General features: G+C 36.1%; 17 protein-coding genes. 13 read left to right on the plus strand and 4 right to left on the minus strand.

Translation table 11 applies throughout. From position 1 onward, the window contains the following. The first annotated feature begins 18 nt into the window (after positions 1-18). Together PSR14_RS03135 and PSR14_RS03140 are read left to right on the plus strand one after the other, a co-directional pair. Positions 19-1,440: an amino acid permease gene (locus tag PSR14_RS03135; protein ID WP_000969259.1), complete on the plus strand. Its 1,422-nt coding sequence runs from the start codon at positions 19-21 to the stop codon at positions 1,438-1,440. A gap of 95 nt (positions 1,441-1,535) precedes the next feature. Continuing rightward, positions 1,536-2,816 carry an acetylornithine deacetylase gene (locus PSR14_RS03140; protein ID WP_001001582.1) on the plus strand — a complete coding sequence of 427 codons (1,281 nt, stop codon included), beginning with the start codon at positions 1,536-1,538 and terminating at the stop codon, positions 2,814-2,816. A 94-nt stretch (positions 2,817-2,910) separates the two neighbouring features. On the opposite strand, the gene PSR14_RS03145 is transcribed toward PSR14_RS03140, so the two are convergent. Continuing rightward, entirely contained in the window at positions 2,911-3,564 is a 654-nt protein-coding gene (locus PSR14_RS03145; RefSeq protein ID WP_001123717.1) for a helix-turn-helix domain-containing protein, read from the minus strand. 128 nt (positions 3,565-3,692) lie between these two features. Between PSR14_RS03145 and PSR14_RS03150 the strand changes: the two genes are divergently transcribed. Beyond that, positions 3,693-4,304: a manganese efflux pump gene (locus PSR14_RS03150; RefSeq protein WP_000100725.1), complete on the plus strand. Its 612-nt coding sequence runs from the start codon at positions 3,693-3,695 to the stop codon at positions 4,302-4,304. A gap of 114 nt (positions 4,305-4,418) precedes the next feature. After that, the gene (locus PSR14_RS03155) at positions 4,419-4,577 is read left to right on the plus strand and encodes a hypothetical protein (RefSeq protein ID WP_000532409.1); all 159 of its coding nucleotides are present in this window, start codon (positions 4,419-4,421) and stop codon (positions 4,575-4,577) included. A 23-nt stretch (positions 4,578-4,600) separates the two neighbouring features. On the opposite strand, the gene PSR14_RS03160 is transcribed toward PSR14_RS03155, so the two are convergent. Continuing rightward, on the minus strand, positions 4,601-4,942 hold the full coding sequence (locus tag PSR14_RS03160; RefSeq protein ID WP_000766603.1) for a DUF3969 family protein: 342 nt from the start codon (positions 4,940-4,942) through the stop codon (positions 4,601-4,603). 175 nt (positions 4,943-5,117) lie between these two features. Next, complete coding sequence (glsA, locus tag PSR14_RS03165) at positions 5,118-6,047, minus strand: glutaminase A (RefSeq protein ID WP_001149849.1); 930 nt, start codon at positions 6,045-6,047, stop codon at positions 5,118-5,120. A 324-nt stretch (positions 6,048-6,371) separates the two neighbouring features. On the opposite strand from glsA, the gene nagE reads away from it, so the two are divergent. The 6 genes from nagE to PSR14_RS03195 all read left to right on the plus strand — a co-directional run bounded on the left by nagE (position 6,372) and on the right by PSR14_RS03195 (position 12,934). Next, positions 6,372-7,865 carry an N-acetylglucosamine-specific PTS transporter subunit IIBC gene (gene nagE / locus PSR14_RS03170; protein ID WP_000938883.1) on the plus strand — a complete coding sequence of 498 codons (1,494 nt, stop codon included), beginning with the start codon at positions 6,372-6,374 and terminating at the stop codon, positions 7,863-7,865. A gap of 253 nt (positions 7,866-8,118) precedes the next feature. Beyond that, a complete protein-coding gene (locus tag PSR14_RS03175; protein WP_000349478.1) occupies positions 8,119-9,360 on the plus strand; it encodes a serine hydrolase in 1,242 nt (413 codons plus the stop codon). 157 nt (positions 9,361-9,517) lie between these two features. Beyond that, the gene (locus PSR14_RS03180; protein WP_000335520.1) at positions 9,518-9,919 is read left to right on the plus strand and encodes a hypothetical protein; all 402 of its coding nucleotides are present in this window, start codon (positions 9,518-9,520) and stop codon (positions 9,917-9,919) included. 16 nt (positions 9,920-9,935) lie between these two features. Beyond that, a complete protein-coding gene (locus PSR14_RS03185; RefSeq protein WP_000899481.1) occupies positions 9,936-10,130 on the plus strand; it encodes a hypothetical protein in 195 nt (64 codons plus the stop codon). Next, on the plus strand, positions 10,111-11,691 hold the full coding sequence (locus PSR14_RS03190) for a glycosyltransferase (protein ID WP_113733009.1): 1,581 nt from the start codon (positions 10,111-10,113) through the stop codon (positions 11,689-11,691). The genes PSR14_RS03185 and PSR14_RS03190 overlap by 20 nt, the downstream gene beginning before the upstream one ends. Further along, a complete protein-coding gene (locus tag PSR14_RS03195; RefSeq protein ID WP_406644145.1) occupies positions 11,681-12,934 on the plus strand; it encodes a nucleotide sugar dehydrogenase in 1,254 nt (417 codons plus the stop codon). The genes PSR14_RS03190 and PSR14_RS03195 overlap by 11 nt, the downstream gene beginning before the upstream one ends. Before the next feature lie 121 nt (positions 12,935-13,055). Here PSR14_RS03195 and PSR14_RS03200 read toward each other — a convergent pair whose 3' ends face one another. Further along, positions 13,056-14,285 (minus strand): IS110 family transposase, encoded by a 1,230-nt coding sequence (locus PSR14_RS03200; RefSeq protein ID WP_098487274.1) that lies wholly within the window; start codon positions 14,283-14,285, stop codon positions 13,056-13,058. 369 nt (positions 14,286-14,654) lie between these two features. Here PSR14_RS03200 and PSR14_RS03205 point away from each other — a divergent pair, with 369 nt between their 5' ends. The 3 genes from PSR14_RS03205 (at position 14,655) to pflB (ending at position 19,746) form a co-directional block, all read left to right on the plus strand. Further along, positions 14,655-15,620 (plus strand): NAD(P)-dependent oxidoreductase, encoded by a 966-nt coding sequence (locus PSR14_RS03205; RefSeq protein WP_000037033.1) that lies wholly within the window; start codon positions 14,655-14,657, stop codon positions 15,618-15,620. Next, positions 15,613-17,157 carry a glycosyltransferase gene (locus PSR14_RS03210; protein ID WP_113732879.1) on the plus strand — a complete coding sequence of 515 codons (1,545 nt, stop codon included), beginning with the start codon at positions 15,613-15,615 and terminating at the stop codon, positions 17,155-17,157. Before PSR14_RS03205 ends, PSR14_RS03210 begins: the two co-directional genes overlap by 8 nt. Positions 17,158-17,496: 339 nt before the next feature. After that, positions 17,497-19,746: a formate C-acetyltransferase gene (pflB, locus tag PSR14_RS03215; protein ID WP_000195487.1), complete on the plus strand. Its 2,250-nt coding sequence runs from the start codon at positions 17,497-17,499 to the stop codon at positions 19,744-19,746. The last annotated feature ends 2 nt before the right edge of the window (positions 19,747-19,748 follow it).

Raw genomic sequence — 19,748 nt, forward strand, 5'->3', positions numbered from 1 at the left:
GGAAAAGGGGGGATTTGTATGATGGATCAAAACCAAGGATTAAAAAGGGAATTGAAAAGCAGACACATATTTATGATTGCACTTGGAGGAGTTATTGGTACCGGACTTTTTTTAGGATCGGGGTATACAATTCATGAAGCTGGGCCTGGAGGAGCGATTGTAGCTTATCTTGTTGGAGGATTTGTTATGTATTTAACGATGCTCTGTCTCGGAGAATTAGCTGTTGCGATGCCTGACGCAGGATCTTATCAAACGTATGCGACAAAGCATATTTCCCCTGCAGCGGGTTATGTAGTCGGATGGATGTCGTGGCTAAACTGGTCGGCTACAATAGGTATTGAACTAATTGCAGTTAGTATTTTAATGAAACGCTGGTTTCCTGATGTACCGTCTTGGGTTTGGTGCGTAGTGTTTGCGGTACTACTTTTTGCTATTAACGCGTTATCTTCAAGAAGTTTTGCAGAAGTTGAATTTTGGTTTGCAAGTATTAAAGTCATTACAATCATTGCATTTATTATTTTGGGCGGGGCAGCGATGTTTGGTTTTCTAGATATGAAAGGAAATGAACCAGCACCAATGTTCTCTAGTTTTACTGATTATGGTGGATTGTTTCCAAATGGATTATCCGCTATTTTAATTACGATGATTGCTGTTAACTTTTCCTTCCAAGGAACAGAACTAGTCGGTATTGCAGCAGGTGAGAGTGAAAATCCAGAGAAAACAATTCCGAAGGCAATTAATAATACAGTTTGGCGTATACTCGTGTTCTTTGTATTATCTATTTTCATTCTTGCAGGATTATTCCCTTGGCAACAGGCGGGAGTAATAGAAAGTCCATTTGTAGTTGTATTTGATAAAATTGGTATTCCTTATGCAGCCGATATTATCAATTTCGTTATTATTACAGCGGTTCTATCCGTTGCGAATTCAGGATTATATGCAACTTCTCGTATGCTATGGTCTATGTCTAATCAAGGAATGATTAGTCCGATTTTTGGTAAGTTATCTAAAAATGGTGTTCCTATTTATGCATTGATTGTAAGTACAATTGTAGGTTGCCTTTCATTACTATCAGGTATTTATGCGGAAGATACAGTTTATTTATGGCTACTTTCTATTGCTGGGTTCGGAGCGATATTAGTTTGGGCATCTATTGCTCTATCTAACTTATTAGCTAGAAGGTCATATATAAAGCAGGGCGGAGATGTGAAAGACTTGAAATTTAAAACACCGCTGTATCCATTCGTTCCACTGCTTGCGTTAGTATTAAATATAACGGTAATTGTAGGTATGGCCTTTATTCCAGAACAAAGAATGGCATTGTATTGTGGAATTCCATTTATGATTGTTTGCTTACTGTTTTACCGTGCGACAAGAAATAAGGCACATAAAGTAGAACATATTGAAAAGACAGATACAACAGAAGTAGAAAGTTTATAATATTGAGTAATTTGGAGACTGTAAAATTGTAAACAGTCTCTTTTTTTGTGAAAATAAAGCTGGAAACATACTATGTATGCAAAGGGGGATTAGCGATGAATGAAGAAGTTTCACAGCTATTAGAACAGATTGATTTACGAAAAGATGAGTTACTAGAGCTTACAAAAACCTTAATTCGTTTTGAAACACCAGCACCGCCGGCGAGAAACACAAATGAGGCGCAAGAATTTGTTGCACAGTTTTTAAGAAAACGAAATTTTAGTGTTGATAAATGGGATGTATATCCGAATGATCCGAACGTTGTTGGGGTGAAAAAAGGGATAGAAAGTGACACATATAAAAGTCTTATTATTAATGGGCATATGGATGTAGCGGAAATATCAGCAGGTGAGGCGTGGGAAACGAATCCGTTTGAGCCATTTATAAAAGATGGTTGGTTAGTTGGACGTGGTGCAGCAGATATGAAAGGGGGACTGGCTGGGGCACTATTTGCTATTCAGCTATTACAAGAAGCTGGTATTGAATTACCTGGAGATCTAATCTTTCAATCCGTAATTGGGGAAGAAGTGGGAGAAGCGGGTACACTTCAATGCTGCAAAAGAGGGTATGATGCTGATTTTGCAGTCGTAGTAGATACGAGTGATTTACATATGCAAGGACAGGGCGGCGTAATTACTGGGTGGATTACTGTGAAAAGCCCGCAAACGTTTCATGATGCAACACGTAGGCAAATGATCCATGCAGGGGGTCGTTTATTCGGAGCGAGCGCGATTGAAAAAATGATGAAAATTGTGCAAAGTTTACAAGAATTAGAGCGTCACTGGGCAGTTATGAAAACATATGAAGGCTATCCATTTGGAACAACAACAATTAATCCAGCTGTTATTGAAGGCGGAAGACATGCAGCATTTATTGCGGATGAGTGCCGGTTATGGATAACAGTACACTTTTATCCGAATGAAACACATGAACAAATAATAAAAGAAATTGAAGAGTATATTGGGAAAGTGGCAGCTGCCGATCCATGGCTAACTGAAAATCCACCACATTTTAAGTGGGGCGGAGAATCAATGATTGTGGATCGTGGCGAAATTTTCCCTTCTTTAGAAATAGATAGTGAACATGCAGCTGTAAAAACGCTTAGCTTAGTACACGAATCAATTCTTTCTAAAAATGCAATTTTAGATATGTCTGCAACGGTAACGGATGGTGGTTGGTTTAGTGAATTTCATATTCCGGCCGTTATTTACGGACCAGGTACATTAGAGGAAGCTCATTCAATAAATGAGAAAGTAGAAATAGAACAGTTAATTGAATTTACAAAAGTAATAACAGCATTTATATACGAATGGTGTCATACGAAAAAAATAGATTAGTATGTTGAAATCGTACAGGTATGTATACTTGTACGATTTTTTAGTGAACTATTTCAGAGTTGGATAGAAACAACTGAAATAGTTCTTTATTTTTCTATGTCTTTCGTTTTAGCTCAATTAATTTCTCTTTCGCTAATTCAACAGCAATTGCATCATCTAAATAACCAATTGGAAAGAGATAGTCGGGAATAATATCTGTCGATAAAATGAAATACAGTAATGCGCCGCCAAGGACTGCACGCTCTTCTTTTGGAATCGTTTCATTGCAAAATTGTTGATACATATCCGTTAATTGTTCAATGAAAGGACCAGCACTATCAATTTGTTCTAACTTGCTTGCAAAACTTTCATGAATACGTTTTTCACCTTCTGTTGTTTGCGCATATCGTTCATAGTTTTCAAGTTCTTGTTTTACGCGGGTTGTTGTGTAGTCGAAATCGAATAAGTTAGAGGATTGCAGCGTTTGCTGAATTGTATCAAGAGATGTGTACATATCCGTCTTTTCTTTATTAATGTGAGGAGAATCCGGATACATTTCATCAAATAACAATTGGGGTGGAACTTGCAGACATTCTGCGAATTTTTGTAGGTGTTTTTGTTTTGGCGGTTGTTTACCATTCATAATTCTTGAGATTGTTGCGGGATCAATATTTGTAAGCATTCCGAGTTGGCGCATAGATAAGGCACGTTCTTTTAAAAGTTTTTTTATTAATCTACTAAGCCGCTCATTTGGATTTTCTTTAGGCATAGCGAAGGCACTCCTTTTATTGTTGAAAAAATGTTGAGCATTTATTACATGTATATGAAACAGACAGGCACAGTTGCTCAACATTTTCATAAGATGCATTGAAAAGTGAGAAAAAGGGGTGGCTATTTATGAGTACGGCAGGTCTATTTTCAATTTTTTTAATTGGGATTGCTTCTAATTTAGATAATGCAGGTGTTGGGATTGCATATGGCATTCGTAAAATTAGAATTTCGTGGTTCAACAATTTTATCATCGCATTTTTTGGTTTTTTATTTACTTTATTAGCTGGATTTTTTGGGAACTGGATTGCGTTATTTATTTCAGAGTTTACAGCAAACTTGATTGGAGCAATCGTTTTAGGGATAATCGGTGTGTTTATTTTGTGCCAGCCTTTCTTGGGGCAAAGAAATACCGTAGGCTCTAAAGATGGTAATGTACTTATGGGAATTTTACGTGATCCAGAAAAAGCAGATTTTGATGGTTCTAAAACGATTAGTTTTTCAGAAGCAATTGTTTTAGGGATTGCGTTGTCTATTAATAATATTGCAGGTGGATTTGATGCTGGAGTAACAAACTTGAACCTTTGGCTTACAGCAACTATTTCTGGGGTGTTTAGTTTTATTTGCATAAGTGGTTTTGCGTATGTAGGAAAACGATATTTAGCAGAATACTTAGGGAAATGGGCTACGGTTATTGCGGGCGTGTTATTAATTCTTATCGGGATAGATCAGTTGTTGTAAGGAGAGTAGAAAACAAGGTTCGAGTATTTCCTTGGAAATACAGCAAGGGATTGCATATATCGACGTACTTTTCTCCATACTAATACGGATTTCTTTTAAGAAAGGGGGATTTGTATGGGACGCGGGAAAGCATTTGATCATAAGAAAAAAGGGCATGATCACCAACCACCTAAAGGTGCGTTCATTCATAAAGATGTAAATGAACATACTTTGGAAGAGGAAGAGCTACCAGTAAATATTGAAGCGTATAAAAATAGTTTGAAAAAACATTAAAAGCACCTACATAGGTGCTTTTTTTAACGTATATCTTCAATTAATTGTTCCGATTCTTCATGCATACTGTACTCACTTAATACTTGGATACAAAGCCACTTTAATTCTTCAATTGTATGTTCAAGTTCTTCAGGAAGCACATGATGAATGTCTTCAAGTCCCATTCCGAAATGAATAAGTTCCAGTACTTGATCATCGATGTTCCGATCCATTAATAGTTCAAGTACTTCTAAATTGAATATGTATCGGTGAGCTTCATCGAGTGAAACGACTTTTAACTTCAAGCTTTCTACAATACTCAATATAAAAAGAAGAATTGTTTTTTCAAGAACAGGTTGTTTTCCCATTTGAAATATTAGTTTCATCTTTCACACCTCCACATATAGCGCTAGGTTGTACTATATTATTCAGGAGGGGGGAGCAAATATGCATGATATAGAGAAACTTTCAGCACGGTTTTTGTACGGGCGTGGATAGTTGATACAGTTAAGGTTTTTATGAAATGAAAAAATCCTGCTAGTATAGCAGGATAGCTCTCAATTAAAAAATGCTCCAACCTTCTTGGGCAGAAAGAAGTTCAAGAATTTTAAAGCCAGCGATACTATTTCCGTTTGCATCTAAAGCTGGTCCGAAAATACCAATGCCCATTTCTCCTTTTACACAGCCGAAAATGCCACCAGCTACACCACTTTTTGCGGGAATACCAACACGAATCGCAAATTCACCAGACTCGTTATACATACCGCATGTAACCATAAATGTTTTACAAATCTTTGTAATATGCTTAGGGATAATTTGTTTTTCCTTATATGGATCATATCCATCCATCGCAAAAATTAAACCGATACGCGCTAAATCGATACAGTTTACCTCAACTGCACATTGACGAGTGTATAAATCCATCAGTTCTTCGATATCACAATCAATAATTCCGTTTTGTTTCATATAGTAACAAAGTGAACGATTTAAGTAAGCTGTCTCTAATTCTGAATTGGCAACTTTAGAAGAATAATTAATAGTAGGATTATCTGTTATTTCACGTACGAAATGAAGAATGCGATCCATTTTTTCTTCATTATCTTTTCCTGCTAACATGCTTGTAATGGCTAGTGCCCCTGCATTAATCATTGGATTAAGTGGTTTAGAAGGACTTGTCGTTTCTAATTTAATAATAGAATTAAATGGATCACCGGTTGGTTCCATTCCAACTTTAGAAAATACATATTCTTCACCACGATCTAAAAGGGCAAGTGCAAGTGTAATTACTTTTGAAATACTTTGAAGAGTGAATAGTGTTTGTGAGTTGCCAGCATGGATGTATTCTGTTTCTTTATGAAAAATGGCAATCCCTAAATCATCTGGATTGGCATTTCCTAGTTCGGGGATATAAGTAGCAAGCTTTCCTTTTTTCGTATATGGTTTTACTTGTTCTAACAACTGTTGTAAGTTGTTTGTTTCAATGCACTGCATAGTACCAACGCTCCTATTTCGAATTAACTAAGTTTACTTTTCCCGATATGCTCGGAAATAAATAATAACATGAAAAAGTGGAATGATAAAACGAAAGTTGCATGTTCTATAGAGGGTCTTTCGTTTTGAATATTCTGTAGTGAAAAAGGAGAAATTTCCTTTTATATAACAGTTTGGAAATAGGAGATTTATCCATAAAAAATTCAAAAATAAAAACTACACATCTATACAACTATATGTTATTATGGTTATGTAAATAGAAAGCGTTTTCTAAGGCGTACTTATAATGATAACGATTTCATGAATTTGATAGGGGGAATTAAAATGTTGCAGTTTCTACAACGTATTGGTAAAGCGTTAATGCTTCCAATTGCCGTACTACCAGCAGCAGGATTATTGCTTCGTTTAGGACAAGAAGACGTATTTAACATTCCTGTTATGGCACAGGCCGGTGCAGCAATTTTTGATAATTTAGCACTTATTTTTGCAATTGGTGTTGCAATCGGTTTGTCTGTTGACGGTAGTGGAGCAGCTGGACTTGCCGGAGCAATCGGATATCTTGTTTTACAAAATACAACGAATGCTCTAAGTAAGACGTATTCAGCAGCAGAGTTAAATGATAAATTAAAAAGTGTTCAAGATTTAGTCGGTTCAGTAGATCCAACTAAATTAGCAGATACAATGACAAAGGTTTCAAAAGCAGCGGCGTTAACGCCAAAAATAAACATGGCCATACTCGGTGGTATTATTGCAGGGGTTGTTGCGGGATTATTATACAACAAATTCCATAAGATTAAACTACCAGAATGGTTAGGATTCTTTGCAGGAAAACGCTTCGTACCAATCATTACTTCAATCGTAATGTTACTTTTAGGATTGGTATTCGGTCAAATTTGGCCAACAATTCAAAGTGGTATTGATGCAGTGGCACATGGTATCGTGAACTTAGGTTCAATTGGTGCTGGTTTATTTGGATTATTAAACCGTTTATTAATTCCAATTGGTTTACACCACGTAATGAACACATACTTCTGGTTCGTACTTGGTGACTTTACAAATGCAGCAGGCGATATCGTTCATGGTGATATTGCACGTTTCTTTGCAAAAGATCCATCAGCAGGTATGTTTATGACTGGTTTCTTCCCAGTTATGATGTTCGGTTTACCAGCAGCATGTTTCGCAATGATTGCAGCTGCTAAACCAGAAAAACGTAAAATGGTTACAGGTATGTTAGGTGGTCTAGCATTAACTTCATTCTTAACTGGTATTACAGAGCCAATTGAATTCTCATTCATGTTCTTATCACCAGTACTATATGGAATTCATGCTGTATTAACAGGTCTGTCTCTATTCATTACAACAACACTTGGCATTCATGATGGTTTCTCATTTAGTGCCGGGGCAATCGATTACGTCTTAAACTTCGGTATTGCAACAAAACCATTGTTACTAGCAGGAATCGGTTTAATTTACGCAGCAATTTACTTTGTAGTATTCTACTTCTTAATTAAGAAGTTCGACTTAAAAACTCCTGGTCGTGAAGATGAAGAGGAAATGGCTGAAGGCGAAGAAGCTCCAGTTGCAGGTTCAATTGGTGAAACTTACGTAGCAGCTTTAGGTGGAAAAGAAAACTTAACAGTTATTGATAACTGTGCAACACGTCTACGCTTACAAGTGAAAGATGCTGGTCAAGTAAACGAAGCAGCATTAAAACGTGCTGGTGCAAAAGGTGTTATGAAATTAAGTAACACGAGTGTCCAAGTTATCGTAGGTACAAATGTTGAATCTGTTGCCGATGATATGAAAAAACACGTATAAATAATTAGATAAGAGGATATCCAAAAAGATTGATAACATCAGTTTTTAGAGGATATCCTCTTTTTTTATGTTAAAAATTTAACGGGAATCTTACTTTTGTAAATTTTCTTTTTCTTTTTTATACATATAGGTTGGTAATATGTGCAGTGCGTGATAAAGTAGGGATGACATAGAATGGATTATCCATAATCTACTAAAATAAATCTTTAGTAGAGAGATTAAATTATTGGTGAATAAGGGGAAAAAAGTAATCATGGATCACGAAAAAAATAATGCGAATGGGAAATCACGTCGGCCGATTGTATACATAAAAAGAACAATCATTCTCGTCTTACTATTTTCACTTGTATATTTCATGTATACAAAAATTGTTGCGCATAATAAGAAAGAAGAAACTTTAAAAGTAGCAGCAGAAATGAAGAAACAAGAAGAGCTAAAAAAGAAAGAAGAAAAAAAGAAGCAAGAAGCAAAAAAACAAATAGAGCAGGAAGAACAAGTGAAGCAAGCACAAGCTGCAGAACAGCCTGCTGAGGGACCACCTCAAGAAATTAATGAAAACGCTCAATTAGATCAATATTTGCAAAAAACAGGATTTAGCGGGACAGCGGTTATTGTGAAGAACGGAAAGGTTCTTTTGAATAAAGGATACGGTATGGCGAATAAAGAGAAACAAGTACCGAATAATTCAGAGACAACTTTTTATATTGGTTCTATTTCAAAGGCTTTTGTAGCGACTGCTATTATGCAATTAAAAGATCAAAATAAGTTAAATGTAGAGGATACGATTGCGAAGTATATTCCAGATTTCCCTCAAGGTAATGGCATTCAGTTAAAACATTTACTAACACATACATCAGGAATTCCAGAGTACGAGCAGGGAACAGAGGATATCTCTCATGAAGAATTGATAAAACGAATAGGAAAGCAAAAGCGTATTGGAAGTCCAGGAGAGAAATGGAAGTATTCCGATTCTAACTACTCGATACTTGCCTATATTGCTGAGAAGGTAAGCGGACAACCGTTAGAAGAGTATATTAAACAACATATTTTTGCTACTGCTGGTATGAAACATTCTGGTTTTGGTAGAGAGCTAGAACAAACGAGATTTCCATCGACAGGTTATAAAATAGTAAATAACAATATGACAACACCTAATATTCCAAGTATGTCACAACTTTATGGTTGTGGTGATATATATACAAGTGCCCATGATTTATATTTATTTAATGAAGCGCTCTTCTCTGGAAAGTTGATTTCAAAAGAAAGCTACGATCAAATGTTTACAGGTGGAAAAAAAGATTACGGGTTTGGATGGTACGTAGACCCGGGAAGTTATTCGAATCACGGTGTAATGCCAGGCTGGAACTGTTTAAATGGATTTAGTAAAAATGGTAGTGTGTATGTTGTTTTATTATCTAACATTCAAAACAACATTAAATCTTTTGGTAAAGTGAATAATGACATTTATACGATGTTACGAAATATTGAAGTGTAAGAGACTATCTTTTTAGGTAGTCTTTTTTTTATGTGATTAGAACATATTGTTTCGTTGAAAAATGTATGTCTTACCTATCACAAAAAGAGTCTGCTTTGTATACATTAAGATGTATGGATATATTTTTATAATTTAAAAATAATAGGAGGAGAAGTGTATGTGTTTATTCGGTAAGTATTGGAAAAAGTTATCGAGATTGTTTAATAGACAATTAGATTATTTTTTAGATAATAAGTTATTGCCTGCTGTGGAACGACTTTTGTTTTCGCAAAACTTCGCGAGGTTTATTCAAAGAAACTCCAAGCAAGCTACGGAAGAATTTATTGAATCAAGTAGATTTCAATCTATTATTTGTAACATTTTAAAAGAATGTAATACATCACCTTTTAAAGAAATTGCAGAGCAGTATTTAGGTAAAAATGTAGAAATTACGGTGACAGTTGGACAGTTAACAGGTGTAATTGTAGCAGTTGGTGATGATTTCTTAACACTGCAAGAAGGAATAGGAACAGAAGTTTTATTACCATTTACAAGTATTATATCAATTAAAGAAGCGTAAGAAAGGAGACTTATATATGTTATTTACTGAAGAATTACGTAACCATGTTGGTGAGCTAGTGCAAGTTGTGACAGCGGTCGAAATTGTTGCGGGTATTTTGTTATCTGTGACAGACGGGGCAGTAAGTGTTCGTACTTCTCCTTCTTATGGACCACCGGAAGATGTAGTTGTACGTATTCCTATCATTTCTTATGTTCGCTTGGAAGGGTAAGCGTGGTACAAGTATGAGGGTATCAGTTATTATTCCGGCGCATAATGAAGCGAGTACTTTATCACAAGTCTTAGTAGAAGTGGAGAAATTGAAACCATATGAAATTATCGTAGTAGATAATGGGTCGACAGATGGAACAAAAGAAATAGCCTTACAACATCATTGCCATGTCATTTATTATAAATATTCTCTTGGTAATGATGTTGGACGGGCAATTGGTGCAAGAGAAGCGAAAGGCGACATTGTTTTGTTTTTAGATGGTGATATCGTCATTGATCATAGAGAGCTGCAACGTTTTATAAAAGGCATTCAGCAAGGCCACCAAATTGTTGTGAATAATTTAACATGGTCCGTTTATTTAAAGATGAGACCGCATTATACGACAGTTGGAAAATTTATGTTGAATCGTTATTTGAATAAAAAAGAGCTTGTTGTTGGATCTTTAATCGCAATTCCGCATGCAATGAGTAGGGAAGTTATTCAGAAGTTTGGTTGGTGGAATTTAGCGGATCCAGCACTATTTCAAGCGATGGCGATGTCTAGAGGAGTAGATATTGTCGATATGGCTTCAGTCGATGTCATTCATACAAATAAAGTGCGTCCTGTTCATACTGGTACATCACCCGGTTCTCCTTATCCGAAAGCGACTAGCCGTATTATGGGGGATCATTTACGTGCTTTGCAATACGTAATCGAAATATATGGTAAGCGTGGCGGCTTTTCGGAAGGAAAGAGGGATAGAGAATTTATAGGAAAGTATAAACCAATTTTATTACAAAGAGAAAAAGCAAAATATAGTGCGATTATCCCAGTATCAGAAGAAAAGACGACTATAAGATCTGTTATACAAGAAGTGAAAAAAGCAGGTATAGATGAAATTATAGTTGTTGCGAATGGAGCGGACGTTGAGACAGTTAAACAAGCAAAGCTAGAGAATGTCATTGTTATTGAATTTGAGGAAGCGCTTGGACATAATGTAGCCCGAGCGATAGGAGCTATGCATGCTACGGCCGATATTTGTTTATTTGTCGATGGTGATTTTGTTATTCCAGGGGAAAAACTAATTCCATTTTTACATGCTATCGAAGATGGAAATGATGTGGCATTGAATGATTTACAGTGTTTATTAGATATGTTTCATCCGGCAGACCCAATTAGCATGGGAAAATATTTTGTGAATTTGGTAGCGAAACGACCAGATTTATGGAATAACTCATTAACGGCAGTACCACATGCTATGCATAAAAAGGTAATAGAGAAAATCGGATATGATTCTCTTATCATTCCACCACTCGCTCAAATGAAAGCTATTTTGGAGGGATTTTCTATTACAGCGGTAGACTTTGTAGATGTCATAAAAACAAATCGAGTACGCCCAGAGCAACATGGATTTGTAAATGGGCGTATTCCAGCATTTGATCGTATTTTCGGTGATCAACTTGAGGCGATTGCATATTTATTGCAATCCACAGACGAGCGCGGGGGTTTTACAGATGGAGAGCGGAATAGAAATATCATTCAACAATTGAGAAAGGAAGAAGAGAATACAGATGAATGTTAGTAGTACAGTTGCCATTATCGGATTAGGATATGTTGGTCTTCCTTTGGCAGTTCATTTTGCAGAGAGAGGACATACAGTGCTTGGATTAGATAAAGATACTAGAAAAATAGAATCAATTATACAGGGAGAAAGTTATATTCCAGATGTTTCTACTAAATTGTTACAGAGTTTATTGACTAGAAAAAAATTAATAGTCAATACACCGGATCAAGGTATTGCTGATTTTCAAAATAGTGATTATGTTATTGTCACTGTCCCAACTCCAATTAATGAACAAAGAGAACCGGACTTAAGTGCCCTTATTTCAGCTTCGCATTATATACAACAAAACCTTCAAAAAGGACAAACCTTCATTTTCGAAAGTTCCACATATCCAGGTACGCTCGAGGAAGTTATTATTCCGATTATTTCTCAAACAGGAAAAAAGGTAGGAGAAGATTTCTATATTGGGTATTCTCCTGAGAGAATTGACCCAGCTAATAGTCAATATTCAGTTCAAACGATTCCAAAAGTCATTAGTGGACAAACAGAAATGTGTAAACAAAAAGTACAGGCTTTGTATAGCACTATATTTGATGTAGTTGTTCCAGTTAGCTCCCCAAAAGTAGCAGAAATGTGTAAGCTATTTGAAAATATTCAGCGCTTAGTCAATATTTCATTAGTAAATGAGTTAAATACACTATGTGAAAGTTTAGGAATTGATTTTTATGAGGCACTTGAAGCGGCATCTACAAAACCGTTTGGATTTACGCCGTATTGGCCAGGACCAGGGATAGGGGGACACTGTATTCCGGTAGATCCTTTATATTTCCAGTGGAGAATAAAAAAGAATGGAGCAATTAGTCAATTAATTGAGGCGGCACATGTAATTAATGAGGAAATGCCAGAGAAAGTGGTCCGGAAAGTAAAAGGTGTGGTGCAATCACCTGCAACGGTTTTAATTGTAGGGATTGCATATAAAAAAGATGTAAATGACTTAAGAGAATCGCCAGCGTTGCCAATTATTGAATTGTTAATAAAAGCAGGATATGAGATAACGTATCACGATCCATATATTTCTTCTGCAAAATTTGGAGATAAGGTGTATCAATCTGTTTCTTTGGATGAACAAGTCGTTAAACAAGCGGATTGTATTTTAATTTTAACAGACCACTCTAATATCGATTGGAAGGTTTTTAAAGGGATAAAGCAAGTCGTAGATACACGTGGAATTATAAAGACCTGCGGTAGTATGTCAACTTAGAAATAACAAAGTTTAAAGTTGTCAAAGGTCAATTTGTTTAAAAAAGGCATCACAAAACTAAACCAGTAACGAATGTAATTTACTGGAAAATAATGAAAGGTAGCGATGACAAAATTTTATGTCATTCTTTCACACACCTTCCAGGCGTAAAAAGTTGGTGGCTACGTAGTAGCGCATCCACCAATCGCACAAATTTTCTTGCGGTTAGAACGAGTGCACGTTTGTGTTGATGTTTTGGTACTTCATTATATTTTTTCACGTAATACTCTTGATAATCTGATACATGCTTTCTTACTGAATTGGCGGCTTCAACTAAGTAATAACGCAAGTAATGATTACCTGTACGGGATAATGAAGTATCTTCGGCTGTAAAACGACCGGATTGGTGCTTTCGCCAGTATAATCCAGCGTATTTGGCTATTTTTGTTTCATCGTCAAATCTTTCGATTTGGCCAATTTCAGCAATGATACCGGCAGCGAAAACAGGGCCTACTCCAGGAATAGATTCAAGTGTTTGGGTCAAACCAGCCATGATTTTTTTAATAGACTTTTCTAATTCCTTGATTTGCTGTTGAAACGTACGAATGACTGCGATGGATGTACCTAAGATGACATCTATTGAATCTTCTACAACCTTATCCAAGCGATAAGAAACTTTCACAGCTTTGTGAATGGATGCTGCTACGCATTTTGGATCACCAAAACGGTTTCGACTTTTTTTCTGTAGGAACTCAGCGAGTTCTTCTAAAGGCATATTAGCGAGTTCCTCTAAGCTGAATTTTTCAAGAAATAGTTCTGTCATGGCGCTACCGAATACGGAAGTATCCACCTCTTGTGAAAATGTATTACATTTAAAACTTAGGTGTTGAAGAAAGTGTTGTTTTTCTTTCGTTAACATTTTGACAAGTTGGTATCGTGATCGAGTTAATTGCTGCAGTGCCACGTACTGGCTTTCTTTTACGATAGACATTTGATTACGGCCAAATCGTAAGTAATCAGCAATGACAAAGGCATCAATCTCATCGGTTTTATTCATGTCAGAATAACTTTTCTTAAAATTTGCGACTTGCTTTGGGTTTAGGAGAAATACTTTTGCTCCAAAACGCTGTAAATCTATATCATGGTGAAGAAACATAGAAGGATGAAAGCTGTAAACAGAGGTGGATTCTAGACCAATCTTAAGGATGTCGACCTCTTTACCTGCAACACACTGTAATAATTTTTCTTTGAGTGTAGTAGCTCCCGGTAGGTCATTACTGACCGAAAAAGAATCCAGTTTTTCTCCATCACCATTTAAAAAGCAAACTTTCATATCAAACGAACTTACATCTAAACCAACAAATAATCTCATGTAAGAGACCTCCCTTCTATATTAGAATCATTTCTTGGACGTCTCGAGATATCTCTAGTGTGTACGCCGACCAACAACCTCGTGTATGAGAGCTAGTCCTGAATCGAAAGCCGCCCTAGAGCTACTATCATCTAGGTTCGAGGGTCAGGCTGCTCAGCCTGCGAGTAGGGAGTCCCGCACGTTCACTGAGAAACACTCTTCAAATGTGGTAAATCCACAGGAGGTGAAAGAATTGTCCCAAATGATCCTAAAATCATTATCTAGAAATATCTTGGGACGTCCAAGTATTTTTATTTATAGGGCTCTTATTAAGAAGAAAATCTAAGCCTGTAATAGGGCTTAAATATTAATATACGAGAAGGTGAGTGTATGAGTAAGAAATGTTTAATTACAGGTGGAGCAGGATTTATTGGATCGCATTTAGCTGAAGAGCTGGTGAAAAGAGGTTATGATGTCACTATCGTTGATAACTTCTATAAAGGGAAAAATAAATATCATGATGAGTTAATGAAAGAAATTCGGGTTATTCCAATAAGTGTTTTAGATAAAAATTCTATTTATGAATTAGTAAATCAACATGATGTAGTGTTTCATTTAGCAGCAATTTTAGGTGTGAAAACGACAATGGAAAAGAGCATAGAGCTTATTGAAACGAATTTTGATGGAACGAGAAACATTTTACAAGCAGCGCTAAAAGGAAAGAAGAAAGTAGTTTTTGCGTCTACTTCAGAAGTATATGGTAAGGCAAAGCCGCCCTTTTCTGAAGAAGGAGATCGATTATACGGTGCAACCTCTAAAATACGTTGGAGTTATGCAATTTGTAAAACGTTAGAAGAAACATTATGTTTAGGATACGCTTTAGAAGGTTTACCTGTAACGATTGTTCGTTATTTTAATATTTATGGTCCAAGAGCGAAAGATGGTCCGTATGCAGGGGTAATCCCACGATTTATCCGCGCAGCACTGCGAGGAGAAGACATTCTCGTATATGGAGATGGAAAGCAGACACGTTGTTTTACGTATGTAAGTGATGCGGTAGAGGCAACGATTCGAGCAATGGATGAGAAGGTAAATGGTGAGATTATTAATATAGGTTCTGAGAATGAAAAGAGTATAAAAGAAGTAGCAGCAGTAATAAAAAAATTAACGAATTCTTCTTCAAAAATTGTTCAAGTTCCTTTCGAAGAGGTATATCCACATGGCTTTGAAGAAATTCCAAATAGAAGACCAGATGTAACGAAATTAAGAGAACTTGTTCAATTTCAAGCGAAAGTAACGTGGGAACAAGGGTTGAAAGAAACTATTAAATGGTTTCGTGAAGAAAACAATGGCTAAGTCACTATCGATTATTATACCTGTATGTAATGAAGTGGATACGATTTCAGACGTTATTCAATCGGCAAAAGGATTAAATCCAGTAGAGATTATTGTAGTAGCAAACGGTTGTAACGATGGTACAGAAGAGGTTGCTGATCATTTAGGGTGTAAAGTAATCAAGTATACAGAGCTACTGGGGAATGATGTGGGCCGTGCAGTTGGCGCAAAACACGCGATAGGTGATGTATTACTATTCATAGATGGAGATTTTGTTATTCAAACTTCAAAGTTACAATTATTCCTAAATCCAATTTTACATGATCAGGCCGACATCGTTTTAAATAATTTGGATGCGTTATTTTTAAAGAAACAAAAACCGCACTCAGTGACAGTGTGGCGCCAAATATTAAATGCAATGTTAGAGAGTGAGGAGTTAAAAATTGACTCTTTATTATCTGTACCTCATGCGTTGACGAAAGAAGTTGTTCAAAGCATTGGGTATGAATGTTTTGTTAATCCTATTGTCGCTCATTTACGTCTTGTTCAAAGCAAATGGAGAATTAGTCGACATTGTGCAATTGACGTTATTACACCAAATAAATTTCGGCCGATCGAGCATGCTGCGTATGGCACGGGTCTTTCTCATTCTGAAAAACGGATGATAGGTGACCATATAGAAGCTGTAGCGGAGCGAATAGTAGGTAGCGATGAGCGCGGAGGGTATTATGATGGAAATAGGAAAAGAGATAGTGTCTATCATACTTTAGATTTTGAAGATTTTTATCAAGGATGGGGCGTTACATCGAATTTGTATAAGGGAAAGCAATTATCGGTCATTATTCCTGTACAAGATGAAGAGAAAACAATTGGAAACGTTATAGAAGAACTTCGCAAAATTGAACCTTTTGAAATTATCGTTGTTGTAAATGGTTCGTCTGATCAAACAGCAACGATTGCAAAAGAAAAGGGAGCAACGACAATCGTATATAAAGAAGCACTCGGAAATGATGTGGGGCGCTCACTTGGAACGTATTTCGCAAAAGGAGAAATTGTATTATTTATAGACGGCGATTTTGTTATTCCAGCGAGTGAGTTATATCCTTTTGCAAAAGCTATTGCAGATGGAACAGATGTTGCATTAAATGATCTAAATCATTATTTAGATTTAAGAGTACCGCTTCATCTTGTAACTGCATTTAAATATGCATTAAATTTAGCTTGTGATAGAAAAGATCTAGGCGTAGGCTCTCTTATTGCTGTACCGAATGCATTTAGTCGTAAGTGTTTGAAAGAAATTGGATATAGATCTTTACTGGCACCGTGTGTAGCTCAAGTGAAAGCTATTCTTTCAGGATTTGAAGTTGCATGTGTAAGTCGTGTTGAAGTCGATAAGATGAACCGTATTCGACCCAGTGAACATTTTGCTAAAATAGGTCATCCACCAGCTGTACTTCGAATTATTGGTGATCATATAGAAGGGTTAGAGCAATTAATTGCATTAACAGGCAGTCGTGGTGGATTCCATGATGGAAATAGAAAAAGAGATATTTTATAGGTAACAAAAAAGTGTACAACATATGTACACTTTTTTGTTCTGTTATAAAAACTATAACAGATTAGGAGATAAGAGTATTACAGCTCTACAATGGGTATTGTTTTTATATTACAAAATAGGACTCGTATATAAGAATACCAAAAAAATACAATTAAGGAAAGGGTTAATTTTAAAGACTTTAAAATGAAGTTAACACTATGTATATAGTAGTTTGCTCAACATTTCACAAACATGTCACAACTATTTCGTTCACTTTCGTAAAAAAGTAGTATTCTAAGTGTGTAAGCTGTTATATAAAAAATCTTAGTCCTGTACTAATCAAAAATGGAGGAGATTAGGATGACTCAAGTATTAGAAAATGTTAAAAATGCATGGGAAAACTTTAAAGGTGAAAAATGGAAAGCAGAGATTGATGTTCGCGATTTCATTTTAAATAATGTAAACGTTTACGAGGGAGATGAATCTTTCTTAGCGGGAGCAACTGAAGCAACGAAACAACTTTGGGATCAAGTAATGGATTTAACAACGAAAGAACGTGAAAACGGTGGCGTTCTTGATATGGATACAAAAATTGTTTCTTCTATTACATCACATGAACCAGGATATTTAAATAAAGAGACTGAAAAAGTAGTCGGTTTCCAAACTGATAAACCATTTAAACGTTCTTTACAACCGTATGGTGGTATTCGTATGGCGGAACAAGCTTGTGAATCTTATGGATACGAAATGGATAAAGAGCTTAGTCGTATTTTTAGAGATTGGAGAAAAACTCATAACCAAGGTGTATTTGATGCTTATACACCAGAAATGAGAGCTGCTCGTAAATCAGGTGTTATTACGGGTCTTCCGGATGCATACGGACGTGGACGTATTATCGGTGACTACCGCCGCGTAGCATTATATGGAGTAGATCATTTAATTGAAGCGAAGAAAGCAGATTTAAATTTAACTGGCGGTGTAATGAGTGAAGATACAATGCGTTTACGCGAAGAGTTATCTGAACAAATACGTGCACTTCAAGAGTTAAAACAAATGGCTGCTTCTCATGGCTTTGATATTTCTAAGCCAGCAACAACTGCTCAAGAAGCATTCCAATGGTTATACTTCGCATATCTTGCAGCAATTAAAGAGCAAAACGGAGCTGCAATGAGTCTTGGACGTACTTCTACATTCTTAGATATTTATATTGAAAGAGATTTAGCAAATGGTACTTTAACAGAAGAAGACGTACAAGAAATTGTGGATCACTTCATTATGAAATTACGTCTTGTGAAATTTGCAAGAACACCTGATTATAATGAATTATTCTCTGGTGACCCAACTTGGGTAACTGAGTCTATCGGCGGTATGGCATTAGATGGCCGTCCATTAGTAACAAAGAACTCATTCCGTTTCTTGCATACACTAGATAATTTAGGACCAGCTCCAGAACCAAACTTAACAGTTCTTTGGTCTAAACAATTACCACAGAACTTTAAAAACTACTGTGCGAAAATGTCTATTAAAACATCAGCAATTCAATATGAAAATGATGACATTATGCGTGCTGACTACGGCGATGACTACGGGATTGCTTGTTGTGTATCTGCAATGAGAATCGGTAAACAAATGCAATTCTTCGGTGCACGTGCAAACTTAGCAAAAGCATTGCTATATGCGATTAACGGTGGTAAAGATGAAAAATCTAAAGCACAAGTTGGTCCTGAGTACGCACCGATTACTTCTGAAGTATTAGATTATGAAGAAGTTATGCATAAGTTTGATATGACAATGGAATGGTTAGCGGGTCTATATTTAAACACATTAAATGTTATTCACTACATGCACGATAAATATAGCTATGAACGTATTGAAATGGCACTTCACGATACAAATGTTCTTCGTACAATGGCAACAGGTATCGCGGGTCTATCTGTAGTAGCAGACTCTTTAAGTGCAATTAAATACGCAAAAGTAAAACCAATTCGCGATGAAAACGGAATTGCAGTTGACTTTGAAATTGAAGGAGATTTCCCTAAATACGGTAACAATGATGACCGTGTAGATGAAATTGCTGTAAATCTTGTGAAAACATTTATGAATAAACTTCGTAAACATAAAACATATAGAAATTCTGTTCATACAATGTCAATCTTAACAATCACATCTAACGTTGTATACGGTAAGAAAACTGGTAACACTCCAGATGGTCGCCGTACTGGAGAACCATTTGCACCAGGTGCGAACCCGATGCATGGACGTGATACAAAAGGTGCGTTAGCTTCATTATTATCTGTAGCTAAATTACCATATGAAGATGCACAAGATGGCATTTCTAATACATTCTCTATTATTCCAAAAGCACTTGGTAAAGAGGATGAAGTACAAGTACGTAACTTAGTATCAATGCTTGATGGTTATGCAGTAAAAGAAGGACATCACTTAAATATTAACGTATTTAACCGTGAAACATTAATGGATGCAATGGAACATCCTGAGAAATATCCACAATTAACAATTCGCGTATCTGGTTACGCTGTAAACTTTATTAAATTAACTCGTGAACAACAAATCGATGTAATTAACCGTACAATGCATGAAAGCATGTAAAT

Source organism: Bacillus sp. A01H, from assembly GCF_045277205.1.
GTDB lineage: Bacteria > Bacillota > Bacilli > Bacillales > Bacillaceae_G > Bacillus_A > Bacillus_A paranthracis.

Excerpts from the sequence above, each read along its gene's own strand:
- PSR14_RS03135 (WP_000969259.1), top strand. The coding sequence starts at position 19 with ATGATGGATCAAAACCAAGGATTAAAAAGGGAATTGAAAAGCAGACAC.
- PSR14_RS03140 (WP_001001582.1), top strand. The coding sequence starts at position 1,536 with ATGAATGAAGAAGTTTCACAGCTATTAGAACAGATTGATTTACGAAAA.
- PSR14_RS03145 (WP_001123717.1), bottom strand. The coding sequence starts at position 3,564 with ATGCCTAAAGAAAATCCAAATGAGCGGCTTAGTAGATTAATAAAAAAA.
- PSR14_RS03150 (WP_000100725.1), top strand. The coding sequence starts at position 3,693 with ATGAGTACGGCAGGTCTATTTTCAATTTTTTTAATTGGGATTGCTTCT.
- PSR14_RS03155 (WP_000532409.1), top strand. The coding sequence starts at position 4,419 with ATGGGACGCGGGAAAGCATTTGATCATAAGAAAAAAGGGCATGATCAC.
- PSR14_RS03160 (WP_000766603.1), bottom strand. The coding sequence starts at position 4,942 with ATGAAACTAATATTTCAAATGGGAAAACAACCTGTTCTTGAAAAAACA.
- glsA (WP_001149849.1), bottom strand. The coding sequence starts at position 6,047 with ATGCAGTGCATTGAAACAAACAACTTACAACAGTTGTTAGAACAAGTA.
- nagE (WP_000938883.1), top strand. The coding sequence starts at position 6,372 with ATGTTGCAGTTTCTACAACGTATTGGTAAAGCGTTAATGCTTCCAATT.
- PSR14_RS03175 (WP_000349478.1), top strand. The coding sequence starts at position 8,119 with ATGGATCACGAAAAAAATAATGCGAATGGGAAATCACGTCGGCCGATT.
- PSR14_RS03180 (WP_000335520.1), top strand. The coding sequence starts at position 9,518 with ATGTGTTTATTCGGTAAGTATTGGAAAAAGTTATCGAGATTGTTTAAT.
- PSR14_RS03185 (WP_000899481.1), top strand. The coding sequence starts at position 9,936 with ATGTTATTTACTGAAGAATTACGTAACCATGTTGGTGAGCTAGTGCAA.
- PSR14_RS03190 (WP_113733009.1), top strand. The coding sequence starts at position 10,111 with ATGTTCGCTTGGAAGGGTAAGCGTGGTACAAGTATGAGGGTATCAGTT.
- PSR14_RS03195 (WP_406644145.1), top strand. The coding sequence starts at position 11,681 with ATGAATGTTAGTAGTACAGTTGCCATTATCGGATTAGGATATGTTGGT.
- PSR14_RS03200 (WP_098487274.1), bottom strand. The coding sequence starts at position 14,285 with ATGAGATTATTTGTTGGTTTAGATGTAAGTTCGTTTGATATGAAAGTT.
- PSR14_RS03205 (WP_000037033.1), top strand. The coding sequence starts at position 14,655 with ATGAGTAAGAAATGTTTAATTACAGGTGGAGCAGGATTTATTGGATCG.
- PSR14_RS03210 (WP_113732879.1), top strand. The coding sequence starts at position 15,613 with ATGGCTAAGTCACTATCGATTATTATACCTGTATGTAATGAAGTGGAT.
- pflB (WP_000195487.1), top strand. The coding sequence starts at position 17,497 with ATGACTCAAGTATTAGAAAATGTTAAAAATGCATGGGAAAACTTTAAA.